The sequence below is a fragment of the uncultured Croceicoccus sp. genome, assembly GCF_947496385.1.
In the GTDB taxonomy this organism is placed as follows: domain Bacteria; phylum Pseudomonadota; class Alphaproteobacteria; order Sphingomonadales; family Sphingomonadaceae; genus Croceicoccus.
The window spans coordinates 57,699-74,443 of record NZ_CANMCP010000008.1; the positions used below are offsets into that span (position 1 = coordinate 57,699).

A 16,745-nucleotide genomic window follows, 5' to 3' on the forward strand; every position below is an offset into this window, starting at 1 on the left:
CCATACCGCGCAAGAGCAAACCTTGACCCTATTCGTGGAAGGATCGCGCCGATGCGGTTGTTCTGGAATCGGGCTCGGAGTCTTTTGCGAAAATGATCAGTAAGGCAAAACAGAGGGCGGCGGCGCGGCTGACGCTGCTGATGATGACGGTTGCCGTTCTGACCCTACTCTCCCGGGCCATTCCGGAAGACAGCATCTTTGCGCCCGTATGGCTCCCCAATGCGGCGGCGGTCGCCTATATCATCGGGCACAGCCGTTATTTCGACCGGTTCGGCCTCACCGGCTTCACCCTCGCCATGGCCGGAACGCTTCTCGCGATCGGACAGGATATCGACACGGTCGTGCGCACGACCGCCATCATGGCCATCGAGACGGGCCTTGTCGTCTATCTCATCCGCCGCTTCTGCGACGGGCAGCCCGACGTCCGCAAGCTCGATTGCTACCCGCCAATGCTCGGCGCGTTCGCGATGGGTGCGCTGGTGTCGTCCGCGCTCGCCAACGTCCTCCTGGGCCTGGAGCGGAGCGCGAATCTCCTTTTCCTGACCGGCCATTTCGGCATGCTGCTCGCGCTCGTCCCGCCGCTGCTCTGCTTTCGCAAGCAAACGACGAAGCTGGCACCGGTGTCCGTTTCGGTCATCGTGGGAAGCATCGCCTTCGTCGTGTGCGGAACCGCCGCGGTCTTCGCGCAGACGACGATGCCGTTCCTTTTCCTCGTCACGCCGACGCTCATCACCGCCGGCGTGCTCATCGGATTGCGGCGCACCGCCCTCGCCGTCCTGCTCAGCCATGTCGTCGCGATCGTCGCCACGGCGATGGGGAGCGGGCCGATCCTGCTCGTTCGCGGTGGACAGGGGATGCAGTTCATCGCCCTCGTCACCTTCATGGCGGCCAATACGATGATCGCGCTGCCGGTGGGTGCGCTTTCCCGCCGGAACCGCATGATCCGCGAAATGCTCCGCACGAGCCGCAATGAAAACCGCTATGTCCTCGACAATCTGGACGACGTGCTGTTCCGGATCGATCCCGACGGACGGTGGATGTCGCTCAATACCGCGTGGGAACGCATCACCGGGCGGGCGATCACCGAATCGATCGGCACGAAATTCACCGATTTCCTGAAGCCCGAAGACCGCGCGGAGGCCTGGCACAATTTTTCCAGGATGCTCTCCGGAGAGTTCGACACGATGAACGTCGAGCGGTCCATCATCGGCAGGGATGGCAAGGAATTGCGCATCAAGATCCGCGCCCGCCCCGCAAGGAGCGAGGACGGACGGTCGCTCGGCCTGGTCGGTCACATCGTCGACGTCACCGAACGCTACCAGGAGCGCGAGGCGCTGGAGCATAGCGAACAGCAATTCGCCACGCTTGCACACCATGCGCCTGCGGGCATCTGGTGTTCCGATGTCGATGGCAACGCCACCTATGTCAGCCCGGGCTGGCTCGAACTGGCCGGGTTGACGAACGAAGAGGCCATGGGCCCCGGCTGGTACGATGCGATCCATTACGAGGATCGCGACCGCGTGGCCGAGGCATGGCTGCGCGCGGTGAACGCACAGGAGCGCTTCTCGTCCGAATGGCGCTGGCTGCACAAGAACGGGACCGAAATCTGGGTGACGACCGCCGGCGCACCGCAGTTCGACAGCGACGGGCGGCTCACCGGGTATATCGGCACCAATATCGACGTCACCGAACGCAAGCTGGCGGAGGAGCGGCTCGCCGAGCGCGAAAGCCAGTTGCAGATCGTCGCCGACAATATTGACGATGCGCTGTTCATGATCGGTGCCGAGGGCGAATGTATCTACGCCTCGCTGTTTGCGGGCGAGATCCTCGAAATGCCGCCCGAACAGCTCATCGGTCGGCAATTTGCAGACATGTTCGGCACAGCGCAATCGGAGTATGTAAACAGCCGGCTCGCGCTGCTGCGTTCGGGAGCAGCCGAAGGGTGCGAACTCGAAATGGAGATTGCGGGCGTCGGCGAAGCGGAGGACACGCGCTGGCTTTCGGGGCAGATCGCGGTCGCGCGCGATGCCGAAACGCATGAGCAGGGCGCGATCATCGCCTCCATCCGCGACGTGACCGAGGACAAGCGCCTTCAGGCCGAACTCACCGCGCAGCGTGAGCGCGCCGAGCTTGCGGTGCAGGCCAAATCGGGATTTCTCGCCAATATGAGCCACGAAATCCGCACGCCGATGAACGGCGTCATCGGGTTCACGCAATTGCTGATGGAAACCGACCTCGACGAGGCGCAGCAGCGACAGGTGCGGATGATCGCCGATTCGGGACAGGCGATGATGCGTCTCCTGAACGATATTCTCGACATGTCGAAGATCGAATCGGGCAAGCTGCAATTGCAACCTGTGCCGATGGACATCCGGCACAAGGTGGAATCCTGCGTGCGCCTGCTCGAACCGGTGGCGCGGGAGAAAGGGGTGGAATTGTCCTTCGGCATCGATCCTCGCCTGCCCAAATCGATCATCGGCGATCCCCTGCGCCTGCGTCAGATCCTGCTCAATCTCGTCGGCAACGGGGTCAAGTTCACCGAACATGGCGACGTACGCATCGACGCCCGTGCCGACTTCGAAGATGACGAGGAAATCCTCGTGCTCGAGGTTGCGGACACCGGAATCGGCATCGCGCCGGACAAGCTGCGCACGATTTTCAACCAGTTCGATCAGGCCGACGGGTCGATCGCACGACGCTTTGGCGGCACGGGCCTCGGCCTTTCGATCAGCAGCCAGCTCACCGAAATGATGGGCGGAACGCTGACCGTAAAATCGAAAGAAGGGCGCGGCACATCCTTTACCGTGCGCATACCGCTGATCGCCGCAGAGGACGATGCCGAACTCAACGACCCGCCCGCATTGACGCTCGCGATGGTCGACACCGGATCGAAGCCGACGCAGATGCCGGAGCCCGAATTCGCGAACCGTCCGCGCGTGCTCGTCGCCGAGGATCACGACATCAATCAGGAACTGGTGATGAGCATGATGAGCAAGCTCAATCTCACCGCCGATCTTGCCGTGAACGGCCGTGATGCGATCGAACGCGTGAAACAGGCCGATGCGGAAGGCCGACCCTACAAGCTCATACTGATGGACATGCAGATGCCCGAAATCGACGGGCTGGAGGCGACGCGCCGCCTGCGCATGGAGGGATACACGCGCCGCGACCTGCCGATCCTGGCACTCACCGCGAATTGCTATCAGGACGATATAAAGGCCTGCCGGAATGCCGGAATGCAGGGCCATCTTGGCAAACCGTTGCGAGTGGAGGCGCTGCGCAACGCGATCGATCTCTATCTCTTCGACGGCGAGGATAACGGCGAAAACGCCAATTTCGACGAAGAAGGCCAGACCCAGGCCGCCAATGACGACACGCCCGGCGCGCATCCGGATGCCGACGACACCGCGCCCTCTTCGCCGCCGGTTCCGGCGCATGAAGACACCGCGCCCGGCGCTGTCAGCCGTATCGAGGTGCATGCCAGCGCGACCGAGGACACGCCCGCGGCAAAGCCCGATTCGCTTGGCCCGCCGGTGGTGCCGACGGGCGGCCATTCGCTATCGGCGAAATATGCCGCCCGCAAGCAGGCGCTGTTCGATGTGATGGCGAAGATCGCGCAGACCGATTCCGAGGGCGATTGGGACGATCTTTCGGCGCAATTGCACAAGCTCGCCGGGTCCGCCGGATATTTCGGCGATGAGAAGCTGGGCGAGATGGCCCGCGACCTCGAAGAGCGCATCCGCCGTATCGACGATGCGCAAACGCGCCGGTCGCTCGTGCAATCGGAATATGCCTCCATGCGCGAGGCAAGCTGACCCCTCTCAGCGCCGCGTACCATGGCGGGCGCGGGCGGAGCACCGGTCCGACCATGCGAAGGACGGAAACGTCGCCATCCTTCACCCCGCCAAAGCCGCATACGAAAAAGCCCGGTGCCTTGCGGCGCCGGGCTTTTTCGAAGGACCGTCAATGACGATCCCTTAGGGATTATGATCAGCGTGCGCTGGCGAAGGCCTGCTCGAACGTGTCGGCGTGCAGATATGGCTCGGGATCGACCGGCTCGCCGGCAATGCGCACTTCGTAATGCAGGTGCGGCCCGGTCGAACGACCCGTGCTGCCGACATAGCCGATGAGATCGCCCTTCTTCACGGCCTGCCCGGCGGACACCGCCATGCGGGACATGTGGCCATAGCGCGTTTCCATTTCGCCGCCATGCTCGATCCGGATGTAATTGCCATACCCGCCGTTCCAGCGCGCATCGGCGATCTGCCCATCGGCGGTTGCATAGATCGGCGTGCCGGTCGGCGCCGCCATGTCGAGGCCGTGATGGCCGGTGCGGCGACCCGTTACCGGATGAACGCGCATGCCGAAGCTGCTCGAAAAGCGGGAGTTCTCAACCGGCAGGCGGCTGGGAATGGACATCACCGGCTTGGTCGGGACGACGGGCTTGTTCGAATTGTCGAGCGTCTTCCAGCTGGCGAAAAGCGTGCGGAACGTGCCGTCGCTTTCGACGCCTTCGCCGATGCCCTGCGTCGCAGGGGTCCGGACCGAGGCGGCCATGTCGGCGCTGGCCGCTGCCGTCGCACTGGCATTCGCCAGGGCCGGGGCAGGGGCCATCGCCATCGATGCAACCGCGACCGCGCTCAATACCGCGCCGCGTTTCGTCCAGAAATTCGAAATCTGTCCAAGTGCCGTCATTACGATACCCTTTTTTCCGAGACGCCTCGACCCCCCTAAAGGCCGGAAAAACGTCTGATTACGCCTGCAAGCGATGGCTTCGAACAAAGGGAAGCGCATCCGCAGGTTCAAAATTTTCGAGATTGTCGGAACCCCCCGCCGCTCTCGTGAGTATTGGGTAAAGGGAAAGCAGTTAACTAGGCAATACCATCGAGGAAGCTGCGCGACAGACCGGCTGACTCCCGCGCCGAGTCGTTGAACGGTGGCTTCAACCGACCCCGAAAATGTTCCCGAACCAGAGTTTGCCAGTAGGATTCGGGCGTTTTTCCGCGCTTTTTCACCTCATCGACGAAATGCTTGGTGCCAAAGCGCACATGGCGGATTTCGTCGTCAAGTATGCGCGACAGAATGCGCGCGCCATTCGCATCCCCCTGCCCGCGCACCCGTTCCAGTGTCATCGGCGTGATGTCCAGCCCCCGCGCCTCCAGCACCATGGGCACGATCGCCAGCCGCGCCGCCACGTCATGGCACGTATCCTGCGCCGCCTCCCACAACCCGGCATGGGCGGGCAGCGCGCCGTAATGGCTCCCCATCGTCCTCAGCTTGCGGTCGAGAAGCGCGTAATGCATCGCCTCGTCCGCCGCGACCGACAGGAAATCATCGGTAAAGGCGCGCGCCATGCCGCCGCCGAACCGCCCGACCATGTCGAGCGCGAGATCGATGGCGGTAAACTCGATATGCGCGAGGCTGTGCCACAACGCGATGCGGCCACGCTCGGACCCGCCCTTCCCGCGTCTCGGCATGTCGCGCGCGGGATGCAATTCGGGCCGGTCGGGACGCGCCGGTTCGTGCGGCATGGCGCAGTCGAACCGGAAATCGAGCCGCCCCGCCCGCCAGTCCCGCACCAAAGCCCGGGTCGCCATGACCTTCGCCTGCGCGTCGCCCGTCAACAGGACGGCGCGCACCGCCTCTCCCACCGAACGCCGTGGCCCGGTCAAAGCGTGCGCGCCGCCTCCAGCACGGCATCGGCGTGGCCCTTCACCTTCACCTTGCGCCATACGCGCGCGATGCGCCCGTCCGCGCCGATCAGAAATGTCGTGCGCTCCATGCCCATATATGTGCGGCCGTACATGTTTTTCTCGACCCAGATGCCCAGCGCTTCGGCAAGGCCATTGCCCGCGTCTGCCGGCGTATCGCTGAAGAGCGGGACGGCGAGCGCCTGTTTCTCGATGAATTTGGCGTGGCTCTTGGGCGGATCCTTGCTGATGCCGAGGATGGCGACGCCCGCGTCGGCGAATGCGGGGGCGAGGGCGGTGAAATCCTTCGCCTCGGTCGTGCAGCCGGGGGTGTTGTCCTTGGGATAGAAGAACACCGCCGCCGGCTTCCCGGCCAGCGACGCGGTTGAAAATTCGTCGCCGTCGGGCGTGATCAGGGTCATGTGCGGAAATTGATCGCCCACGTCCGGGCGCGTATCCTTGGCATCGGTCATGTCAGCTCCAGCGTCTCATCGAATATCGCGGCCCAGGCTCTTGCCACGGTTTGGCGTGCGGTGTCGAACGCGGTCAAGAGCGCGTCCCAATCCTCGCACCGGCACCCCTTCGCCATGATCGTGCGCGCGGCGGGGGGCGGCACCGCCGCATCGGGCGCGACCAGCCGCATCACCACCAGCATGCGGGTGAGCAGATCATGCGCGGACAGCAGCGCCCCGTCGACCAGCCCCGCCTGCGCCAGCATGCGCACCGCCCCGCCGAGATCCGGCGTCACGAACGCGCCCTCCCGCAATTGCAGGAAATGGACGAGAAATTCCAGATCGACCAGCCCGCCGCGCGAAAGCTTTACATCGAGCGGCCCGGCCGGCGGTTTGTGCGCCAGAATCTCGGCCCGCATGGCCAGCACCGCCGTGCGCAATTCGTCCGGCGCCCGCTCGCGGCACAGAATGTCGCGAATGGCACCATTCAGCTTCTCCGCCACGCCCGGCGGCGCGTGCAGGACCCGCGCACGGGTCAGCGCCATATGCTCCCACGTCCAGGCATCCTCGCGCTGATACCGGGCGAAGCTGTCGGTGCTCACCGCCAGCAGCCCCTGCATGCCGGAGGGGCGCAGGCGGGTGTCGACCTCGAACAGCTTGCCCTCCGCCGTGGGCACGGACAGCGCGGCGGTCACACGTTGCGCCAGGCGGTTGTAATATTGCGTCGCGCCAAGCGGGCGGCGACCGTCCGATTCCGCCTCGTGGCTGCCGGTGAAGAGATAGACGAGGTCGAGATCGCTCGCATGGGTCATCACCCCGCCGCCCATCCGGCCCAGCCCCAGCACGACCAGCCCGCTGCCCTCGATCCGCCCGTGCGCGCCGGAAAATTCGGCGGCTGCGGCATCGCACAATACGCGGATCGCCGCCTCCGCCATGCGCGAAAGACCGGCCGCGATGGCGAGCGGATCATGCGCATCGTCGAGCAATTGCACGCCCAGTTCGAAACGCAGGTCGCCGACCTTGCGCCGCACCCGGTCCAGCACGGCCTCGTAATCGTCGCGCAGCATGGCGGCATTGGTGCCCCCTGCAAAATCATGCGTCAGCGCATCGGCATCGGGCGGCAGGTCATAGGCGCTCCTGTCGATCAGCGTATCGAGCAGATCGCCCCGCCGGCCCAGCATGTCGGCCAGCCCCGGCGCGAGCGCCAATATCCGCGCCAGCGTTTCGAGCAGGGCGGGCCGCGCCTCAAGCAGGCGGAAGATATTGATCGCCGACGGCAGGCGCGTCAGCACCTGTTCCCACCGGTTGAACGCGCGGTCGGGTTCGGGCGCAGCGGCCAGCGCCTCCAGCAATTGCGGCTGTATCGCGGCAAAGGCGGCGCGGGCGGCATCGGAGCGCAGCGCCTTGACCTTGCCGTCCTTCCACCCCTCGATCCGCGCGGCCAGCGTTTCCGCATCGGCAAAGCCGAGCGACCGAAGGCTCGCGGCGGCAGGCGGCGGGGCGGGATCGGAAAACGGCTCGCCCGCCTTGGGCATGGCGGGCGCATCGCCGCCGCCATGCGCGGCCACCAGCCGGTCGAAACGCCGCCGCACCGTGGCGGCAATCGTGGCGATCTCGGCGATGAGCGCCGCGCCGCTGGGCAACCCGTCGAGGCGCGCGACATTGTCGATGGCCTCCTCGCTATCGGGAAGCGCGTGGATCTGCCGGTCGTTCACCATCTGCAACCGGTGTTCGATCACGCGCAGCCGGTCATACGCCTCGCCCATCTCACGCGCGTCGTCCGCCGCGATGATCCCCGCCGCCGCCAGCGCGTCGAGCGCGCCCCGCGTCCCGCGCAGGCGCAGCGACGGATTGCGCCCGCCGTGGATCAGCTGATGCGTCTGCGCATAGAATTCGATCTCGCGGATGCCGCCGCGCCCGCGTTTCAGGTCATAGCCCGGCCCCGGACGTTCGGCGCCTTCGTGGCTGTCGCGGATCCGGCGCACCAGCCGGCCGATTTCGTCGATCGCCCCGAAGTCGAGCGATTTGCGCCAGACGAAAGACCGGATCGCGTCGAGGAAATCCTCCCCCGCCGCGACGTCGCCCGCGACCGAGCGCGCGCGGATGAACGCGGCGCGCTCCCATGCCAGCGCACTGCTTTCATAATGGGTCAGCGCGGCGGCAAACGGAATGGCGAGCGGGCTGACCTCGGACGCAGGGCGCAGGCGCAGGTCGATGCGAAGGACATAGCCCTCCGCCGTCATCGCCGACATGGTCTGCACGATGCGGCGCGCGGCGATCTGTGCCGCCTCGCCCGGCTCGTCGCGCGGGCGGCGGGGCAGGGTTTCGGGATCGTAGAGCAGGATCGGGTCGATGTCGGAGGAATAGTTAAGCTCCCCCGCCCCGTGCTTGCCCAGCGCCAGCGCGGTCATGCCGACCGGGTCCGCGTCCGCCGCGTGGTCGGGCACGCGATGCGCCACCGCATCGCGGATCGCGGCGTCGAGCGCGCGGCTCGCAAAGGCGGACAATTCCGCCATCACAAGCCCAAGCGGAAACGCGCCGGCCAGATCGCCAATGCCGAGCACGAGCGCCAGCGCCCGGCGTTGCCGCCGCAGCGCCACGCCCACGTCGCCCGCATCGGCGCCCGCGTCCCGCGCCGCGGCCAGCGCATCGGCCCCGCGTCCCTCGTCGAGCATGGCGGCAAGCGCCGGCTCCCGCCCCAGCAGATCGGACAGGAACGGCGCATGCGCCCTCGCCCGGTTGAGCGCATCCTCCCAGTCGGCCGTGTCTGCGCCGCGGGCGGGCGCCGGTTCGTCGTCGTTTCGCTCCATCCCCTCCCCATGGTCCCCGCAAATTGCCGGTGCAAGAGGGGCAGGCGTGACACGCGCCGATTTGCCGACTATTGCCGGGGCCGAACGCCTTTTCGGCACTCCCGACGCTTTCACGATGAAAGGCCGCAGCCCATGAAGAAGCTTTTCCCAGACGCCACATCCGCCCTCGACGGGCTCCTGCACGACGGCATGATGATCGCGGCGGGCGGGTTCGGCCTGTGCGGCATTCCCGAACGGCTTATCGATGCCGTGGTCGAAAGCGGGGTGAGCGGGCTCACCGTGGCGTCGAACAATGCCGGTATCGACAACGAAGGGCTGGGAAAGCTGCTCCGCACGAAACAGATCGCGAAGATGATCTCGTCCTATGTCGGCGAGAACAAGGAGTTCGAGCGGCAGTTCCTCGCCGGCGAACTGGAAGTGGAATTCTGTCCGCAGGGTACGCTTGCCGAGCGTATGCGCGCAGGCGGCGCGGGCATTCCGGGCTTCTACACCCGCACCGGTTTCGGGACCGAGGTCGCGGAAGGCAAGGAAACCAAGCGTTTCGACGGGCCGAACGGCGAACTGGACTATGTGCTGGAACACGGGATCTTCGCCGACCTCGCCATCGTGAAGGCGTGGAAGGCGGACGAGACGGGCAACCTCGTGTTCCGCAAGACCGCGCGCAATTTCAACCTGCCCGCCGCGACCTGCGGCAAGGTCTGCGTCGTGGAGGTGGAGGAGATCGTGCCGACCGGCAGCCTCGATCCCGATCACATCCACCTGCCCGGCGTCTATGTGCAGCGCATGATCGTCGGCGCCCCCTACGACAAGAAGATCGAGTTCGTCACCACCCGGACCCGCGAAACCGCCTGAGCGGCGCAGCACGACCATCATCGCTGGCCGCGCCAGCCACCCATCTTGAGGAGACACGCATGCCTTGGACCCGCGACGAAATGGCCGCCCCCGCCGCGAAGGAGCTCGAGGACGGTTTCTACGTCAATCTCGGCATCGGCATTCCCACGCTGGTCGCCAACCACGTCCCCGCCGGGATCGAGGTCACGCTGCAATCCGAAAACGGCATGCTGGGCATCGGGCCCTTCCCCTATGAGGGGGAGGAGGACGCCGACCTCATCAATGCGGGCAAGCAGACGATCAGCGAACTCGACCGCTCCGCCTATTTCGACAGCGCGCAAAGCTTTGCGATGATCCGCGGCGGGCATATCGACCTCACCGTGCTGGGCGCGATGGAAGTGGCGCAGAACGGGGACATCGCCAACTGGATGATCCCGGGCAAGATGATCAAGGGCATGGGCGGCGCGATGGATCTTGTCGCCGGGGTGAAGAAGATCATCGTCGTCATGGAACACACGTCGAAGAACGGCACGCCCAAGTTCATTCCCGAATGCAGCCTGCCGCTCACGGGGAAGAATGTCGTCGACATGATCGTCACCGACCTGTGCGTGTTTCAACGCCCCGATCACGACAGCCCGTTCCGCCTCGTCGAGATGGCCCCGGGCGTCACGGCGGAAGAGATCGCCGAAAAGACCACCGCCCGCTACGTTTCCTGAACCGCCGAGGAGCAAAACCATGGCCACGACGCTTTCCGATATTTCGCTCACCCGCAACGACGGCAGCGCCGACAGCATCGGCGCGCACCGGGGCAAGGTTCTGCTCATCGTCAACACCGCCTCGCAATGCGGGCTGACCCCGCAATATGCCGGGCTGAAGGCGCTTCAGGAGCGGTATGGCGACGAGGGGTTCGAGGTGCTGGCCTTTCCCGCCAATGATTTCGGGGCGCAGGAACCGGGCACCGACGGCGAGATCGCGCAGTTCTGCGAAACCGAATACGGGGTGAATTTCCCGGTCTTCGAAAAGGCCAGCGTCGCCGGGCCTGAGAAGCAGGCGCTGTACAAGGAACTCGTCGCCGCCGTTCCGAACAAGCGCGGCGATGCGGGCGCGTTTCGCGCGCGGCTCGAACAGGCGGGCATGATCCCCAACAACGATCCCGAAGTGCTCTGGAATTTCGAGAAATTCCTGGTCGGACGCGATGGTGCGGTCCTGGCGCGGTTCGCCCCGTCCACCGCGCCCGACGATGCCGAACTCACCGGGCTGATCGAAAGCGCGCTCGGCGCCTGAGCCCGGCGGGGCGGAAAACGGGGGCGGCCGTGCATTTTCGCGCGGCCGCCCTTTTTCATGCGGCGATCAGGCCGGGTTGTGCGTGTCGAGAAACAGCTCCGCAGTCTTGAGGAATTCGACCAGATCCTCATCGCGGGAGAAGTGGTGGTCGCCCTCTGCCTGTTCGATATAGGTCACGTCCTTGCCCGCCGCGCGCAGCTTCTTTGCCATGTCGCGCGACTGATCCACGGGCACGCGCACGTCTTCCTTGCCATGCACCAGCAGCACGGGGATGCCGAACCCTTGCGCATTGTTGATCGGCGATACGCCGGCAAGGTCCGATACCTGCCCCTTCCAGTACGCGCGCAGCCCGCGCCCGAAATAGGATGCGCTGTCATGGCTCATCATCTTGCTGAGATCGGCGACGCCGGCAAAGCTGATGGCGCAGCGGTAAAGCTCCGGATTGCGCTCTGCGGCCCGCATGGCGACATATCCGCCATACGATCCGCCCACGATACAGGCGCGGGCGGGATCGACCATCCCCTTGCCCGCGGCCCACGCCAGCGCATCGTCGACATCGTCCTGCATCCGGAGCCCCCATTGCCCGAGGCCGGCCCGCTCGAACGCGACGCCATAGCCGGTCGATCCGCGGAAATTGGGCTGAATCACGGCATAGCCGCGGTCGGCGAAGAATTGCGCCCAGCTGTCCCACCCCTCGTAATCGCGGGCGCGCGGACCGCCATGCGGCATGACGATCACCGGCAGGTTCTTCGCCTCGCGGTCCGGCGGCACGGTGACGATCGCCTCCATCTCCAGCCCGTCCCGCGCGGTGTAGCGATAGGTGCGCGCGGCCGGCCAGCTCGCCTCGTTGCGGGTGCGCGACAGCACGGTCATCTTCTTCGCCACCGAATCGAAGATCAGATACCCCGTCACCGGTCCGGTCCCGCCCGCATAGACGACATGCTTCGTGCCATCGAGATTGCTGGACAAGATCACCGGGTTCTGCCCGGGCAGGGTGGCGTTGAGCAGCGCCTGGATCTCGCGATATTGCGGGTCGAGCCATTGCACCTGCCGGCGTTGCCCCTCCCAGGTGACGCCGCGCAATTCCTGATTTTTCGAATCGCTGATGACGCCCGACACGTCGGCGCCCGCGATGCCGAACACTTTCGCGCCGCGGCGCATCGTACCGAGATCGAGTTCGTAGAGCGCATCGAAACCATCGACATTGCTGATGGTGAGCGCCTTGCCATCCTGCATGAACAGGACCGGCGCGATCAGTTCCTCGTCACCGGTCGCGCTGGCAACCTCCTTGAACAGGCCGCTGCCCCCCTCGCGATAGACGAGGCGGCGTTTCACGCCCTGCTGCTCGTCGCCCACGCCGAGCCGGACATCGCCATTGCCATCCGCATACCAGTCCCACACCCCCTCCATTTCGGAGGTCACGCGCGTGAACTTGTTCTGCGCGACATCGACCATCGCGACCTTGGGAAAGAAGCCCGGCTCGCCGATGAAGATCGTTTCGCGATAGGACAGCAGGATGCGCGGCGTGCCGTCCCGCGCGATCCAGACGACGTCGCCGCCCGAATCGGCGAGATTGCCGTTGCGCGGCTCCAGCATGTGCATTGCGGTGCCGTCGGCACGGAATGCCATGGTGCGCGAGACGTAAACCTCGTGAAGCTCGTAATTTCCCTTGCGCCCGACGGTCGCGATCAACCAGTCGTCGTTGACCCATCTCACATCCCCGACATCGGTATTCGCGGGCTTGCCGATGATGACGGGCTCGCGCTTACCATCGAGGGAGAAGATCACGATCTGCCGTTCGCCGCCGCGGTCCATTTCGGCGGCGAGCCTGTTGCCGGTGGGGGACATCCGCACCCAGCCGACCGGGTCGCCTTCCGTGAAATCGGCAATGGGTCGTTCGGCCATCGCGGTTCCCGGCACCGCGCAAATGGCCATGGCCGCCGTGGCGAGCCAGCTTTTCCAACTATTCATCCCGTGTCCTGAACAATCCCGCCGCGAAACCGGCATCCGGATTGATGACCGGTTCCGCGATTTTGGCAAGAATATTCAGCGCACCCATGGAATCAGAGGCTAAGCCGCTCCAGCCGCGACAGAATTTCCACCCGGCGGCCCGCGGTCGGGCGATAGGACGGCTTCGCCACGTCATACACGGTGGCATGGCCGTCGTTCGTCCACGTCCCGTCAAAGAACAACGCCTGCTCGCAGCGCCTCCGCTTCGTCAGCACCGCGGGCCGGCACCAGTTCATGATGGCATCGCGGGCGCCCGCGACATCGCCGTCGCGGAACCGGCGCATCCATTCGGCACGGCGGATCGCCCCGGTGTTCCAGTGAAACGAAAGCGCACCGCCAAGCTCGTGCTCCGCCGGCGCATGGTCGCCGAACGCGTCGAGCACGGCGGGCAGATAGCGTTCGCGCAGCGCCCAGGCATAGATCGCCATGCAATGGTCAAGATCCTGAGGATTGTCGCGATAGCGCCGGATACCGTGGCCGCACGCATCGGTAAGCCCCACGCTCCACGTCCACACGCCGACCGAATCGCGATAGGCCTCCCTCACGATGCCTTCGTGCGCGATCAGCTCGGCCGCGATGCGCGGGGTGATATGCGGCGCGGACGGGTCGTAACGGGCGCTGCCGCTGGACGGGGCGGTGATGACATTGCCGCAGCTTTTGCAAATTTCGGACATGGCGGGGCAGGCTCCCTTGCGATGAAGAAAGCCCGCCCATGCCCGGCACCGCCGATGTAGGAAAATAAAAGCTGCGCAGCCCTCAGCGGCCGAGCGCGGCCTTCAACTCGTCGATCAGGTCGGTCTTTTCCCACGGGAAGGTGTCGCCTTCCGGCTGCCGCCCGAAATGGCCATAGGCCGCACTGGTGCGATAGATCGGCCGGTTCAGTTGCAGCCGCGTGCGAATGCCGCGCGGCGTCAGCCGGCGCAGCGATTCGATGCTGCGGATCGCATCCTCGAGCGCCTCGTCGGTAATGCCGTCCGCCGCCGTGCCATGCGTGTCGACATAGATCGACAGCGGGTCGGCGATGCCGATGGCATAGGACAGCTGTATCGTGCAGCGCGTGGCGAACCCGCCCGCCACGATATTCTTGGCCAGATAGCGCGCGATATAGGCCGCCGAACGGTCGACCTTGGTCGGATCCTTGCCAGAAAACGCGCCGCCGCCATGGGGTGCCGCACCGCCATAGGTATCGACGATGATCTTCCGCCCGGTCAGCCCGGCGTCCCCGTCCGGTCCGCCGATCTCGAACTTGCCGGTGGGGTTGATGTGATAGACCGTTTCGTCCGAAAGCAGGTTGCCGGGCAGGATGTCCGCGACCACGCCCCTGACATAGGATTTCAGCTCGGCCTCGCGCTCGCCCTGATCGTAGCCGGGCTTGTGCTGCGTCGACACGACGATCGCGGTGCACGCCGACGGCACGCCGTTTTCGAAGCGCAGCGTGACCTGGCTCTTCGTGTCCGGCTCCAGGAACGGGGCAGCGCCGGTTTTGCGGTCATGCGCCATGCGGTGCAGGATCTTGTGACTGTAATCGAGGGTGGCCGGCATCAGGTCCGGCGTTTCGTCGCAGGCAAAGCCGAACATGATGCCCTGATCGCCGGCGCCTTCGTCCTTGTCCTCGCGCGAATCGACGCCCTGCGCGATTTCGGTCGATTGTCCGTGGAGGAAGTTTTCGAAGCGCAGCTTTTCCCAGTGGAAGCCGTCCTGCTCATACCCGATGTCGCGCACGACATTGCGGACGGTCTGCTCGATCTCCTCGAGCGCGCCGGGCGCCCAGTAACCGTTCGCGGCCCAGTCCTTCTGGCTTTCGTCGTACATCGGCTTGCACCGGATTTCACCCGACAGCACGACGAGCTGCGTCGTGGTCATGGTCTCGCACGCGACGCGCGCCTCCGCGTCCTTCGACAGCATGAGGTCGACGATCGCGTCGGAAATCTGGTCCGCGACCTTGTCGGGATGGCCCTCGGACACGCTCTCGGACGTGAAGAGATAATTGTTGCGCATGGCTATCCTTCAAAGTGTATAAAGGTTTCTTTATATCGTTAGACACGGGTGCGGCGGGTGGCAACCATTCCCGCCAAAAGGAATAGTAAGGCCCAGCCAAGCGAAAGACCGTTGCCCGCACGCGCAAACCATGTGGGCGCCCGGGCGGGGGGCACGACGGCGTCGATCCGCCCGTCGCGAAATTGCGGGATATGCGCGCGCACCGTGCCGCCGGCGTCGATCACCGCGCTGATCCCCGTGGTCGTCGGGCGCAGCACAGGCAGCCCTTCCTCGATCGCGCGCATCCGCGCCTGCGCCAGATGTTGCGGCGGACCCCACGCCCCGAACCAGCCGTCATTGGTCGGATTGACGATATAGTCGGGCCGGTCAGACCGGTCCGCGACCGCGCCGGGAAAGATGATTTCATAGCAGATCTGAATCCCCGCCCGGCCATATGCGCCGAGATCGAGCGTGCGCGGGCCCGGCCCTTCCTCGAAATCGAGCGCCCCTTCGACAAGGCGCGACAGGCCAATAGGTTCCAGCACGTTGCGCATGGGCAGATATTCGCCGTAGGGCACGAGATGCGCCTTCGCATAGCTCCCCCGGATGCGCGCATCGGGACCGATGGCGGTGACGACATTGCGCACGGCGCTCGCCCTCTCGTCCGGGCTGATCACCAGATCGACCGCGCCGGTCAGAAGGAGGCTGTCCGGTCCGATGACATCCGCGATGCGCGCGCGCGCAAGCCGCGGATCGGCGGCGTAGGTCGTCATGCGGTAATAGCGGTCCGGATACCCCTCGCGCAGATAATCGGGCACCCCCGATTCCGGCCATAGAACGAGCCGCGGGCCATCGCCTCCGCCCTCGCGCGTCGTCAGGGCCGCGGTCTTGCGGAAATTACGCTCGAACCATGCGGAATCGTTGAGCACGTCCTGGCGAATATCGGGCTGCACCAGCGTAAAGCGCAGATCGCCCTCCCCGCCGTGCCACGCGGGCCATGGGACGATGAACAGCAGGACCGGCACGAGCACCATCGCCGCGCGCGCGGCCACGCCCGGCTCCGCTCCGCCGCGCCCCGCCCCGCCCCGCAAGGCGAGCCAGCACAGCCCAGCCAATATCACCACGAGCCCGGACAGCGCATAGGTCCCCATCCACGGCGCAATTCCGGCAAGCCCCGGCGCATCGTACCCACCGAGCGTGACCATGCCGACAGGGTTCCACGCAAAGCCAGTAAAGACCCACCCGCGCAGCCATTCGCCGATGACCCAGCACCCGCCCAATATCGCGACGAGGCCGAAACCGCCGCCCGGCGCCTGCTCTCGCGAACCGCCCGCCAGCCGCCATGCCGCAAGCCCGGCAAGCATCGGATACACCGCAAGATAAAACGCAAGAAGCACCACCGCGACCCAGCCGAGCCACGCCGGCATCGCCGCCTGATAGGTGAAGGCCGTCGCGATCCAGTTGTTGCCGACGCTGAACAGCCCGACCCCGAAGAGCCACCCGATCAACGCCGCCCGGCGCGTCCGTTCGGCATGGTAAAGCAGGTGAAACAGCACCGCGAAACCCGCCAGCGTGCACGGCCACCAGCCGAGCGGCTGAAACCCGAGCGGGGCGATCCCGCCCGCGACGAGCGCGAGCAGGGGTGCCGGAATCTTATGGAAAACGCGAAACATGTCGACGTGCGGCCCCGT

Annotated in this window: 12 protein-coding genes; 4 read left to right on the forward strand and 8 right to left on the reverse strand. The window is 65.6% G+C overall.

Translation table 11 applies throughout. The features are described from left to right. Positions 1 to 92: 92 nt before the first annotated feature. Complete coding sequence (locus tag Q0897_RS12600) at positions 93 to 3,815, forward strand: PAS domain S-box protein (RefSeq protein WP_299309799.1); 3,723 nt, start codon at positions 93 to 95, stop codon at positions 3,813 to 3,815. A gap of 175 nt (positions 3,816 to 3,990) precedes the next feature. Here Q0897_RS12600 and Q0897_RS12605 read toward each other — a convergent pair whose 3' ends face one another. The 4 genes from Q0897_RS12605 to glnE form a co-directional block, all read right to left on the reverse strand. Beyond that, entirely contained in the window at positions 3,991 to 4,695 is a 705-nt protein-coding gene (locus Q0897_RS12605; protein ID WP_299309800.1) for a M23 family metallopeptidase, read from the reverse strand. 176 nt (positions 4,696 to 4,871) lie between these two features. Further along, positions 4,872 to 5,672 (reverse strand): ferritin-like domain-containing protein, encoded by an 801-nt coding sequence (locus Q0897_RS12610; RefSeq protein ID WP_299309801.1) that lies wholly within the window; start codon positions 5,670 to 5,672, stop codon positions 4,872 to 4,874. Next, complete coding sequence (locus Q0897_RS12615) at positions 5,669 to 6,163, reverse strand: peroxiredoxin (RefSeq protein ID WP_299309802.1); 495 nt, start codon at positions 6,161 to 6,163, stop codon at positions 5,669 to 5,671. The genes Q0897_RS12610 and Q0897_RS12615 overlap by 4 nt, the downstream gene beginning before the upstream one ends. Continuing rightward, a complete protein-coding gene (gene glnE / locus Q0897_RS12620; RefSeq protein ID WP_299309803.1) occupies positions 6,160 to 8,952 on the reverse strand; it encodes a bifunctional [glutamate--ammonia ligase]-adenylyl-L-tyrosine phosphorylase/[glutamate--ammonia-ligase] adenylyltransferase in 2,793 nt (930 codons plus the stop codon). Before glnE ends, Q0897_RS12615 begins: the two co-directional genes overlap by 4 nt. 132 nt (positions 8,953 to 9,084) lie before the next feature. Between glnE and Q0897_RS12625 the strand changes: the two genes are divergently transcribed. The 3 genes from Q0897_RS12625 to Q0897_RS12635 are packed head-to-tail and all read left to right on the forward strand — an operon-like array spanning position 9,085 to position 11,067. After that, a complete protein-coding gene (locus tag Q0897_RS12625; protein WP_299309804.1) occupies positions 9,085 to 9,804 on the forward strand; it encodes a CoA transferase subunit A in 720 nt (239 codons plus the stop codon). A 59-nt stretch (positions 9,805 to 9,863) separates the two neighbouring features. After that, on the forward strand, positions 9,864 to 10,499 hold the full coding sequence (locus tag Q0897_RS12630; RefSeq protein WP_299309805.1) for a CoA transferase subunit B: 636 nt from the start codon (positions 9,864 to 9,866) through the stop codon (positions 10,497 to 10,499). Between the two features lie 19 nt (positions 10,500 to 10,518). After that, a complete protein-coding gene (locus Q0897_RS12635) occupies positions 10,519 to 11,067 on the forward strand; it encodes a glutathione peroxidase (protein WP_299309806.1) in 549 nt (182 codons plus the stop codon). 66 nt (positions 11,068 to 11,133) lie between these two features. Here the strand turns inward: Q0897_RS12635 and Q0897_RS12640 are convergent, their stop codons facing one another. From Q0897_RS12640 to lnt, 4 genes are all read right to left on the reverse strand, one after another. After that, the gene (locus Q0897_RS12640) at positions 11,134 to 13,038 is read right to left on the reverse strand and encodes an alpha/beta fold hydrolase (protein WP_299309807.1); all 1,905 of its coding nucleotides are present in this window, start codon (positions 13,036 to 13,038) and stop codon (positions 11,134 to 11,136) included. Positions 13,039 to 13,130: 92 nt separating this feature from the next. After that, complete coding sequence (locus Q0897_RS12645) at positions 13,131 to 13,751, reverse strand: hypothetical protein (RefSeq protein WP_299309808.1); 621 nt, start codon at positions 13,749 to 13,751, stop codon at positions 13,131 to 13,133. 82 nt (positions 13,752 to 13,833) lie between these two features. Continuing rightward, positions 13,834 to 15,075: a methionine adenosyltransferase gene (gene metK / locus Q0897_RS12650; RefSeq protein ID WP_299309809.1), complete on the reverse strand. Its 1,242-nt coding sequence runs from the start codon at positions 15,073 to 15,075 to the stop codon at positions 13,834 to 13,836. A gap of 38 nt (positions 15,076 to 15,113) precedes the next feature. Further along, a complete protein-coding gene (gene lnt / locus Q0897_RS12655; protein WP_299309810.1) occupies positions 15,114 to 16,727 on the reverse strand; it encodes an apolipoprotein N-acyltransferase in 1,614 nt (537 codons plus the stop codon). Positions 16,728 to 16,745 lie beyond the last annotated feature (18 nt).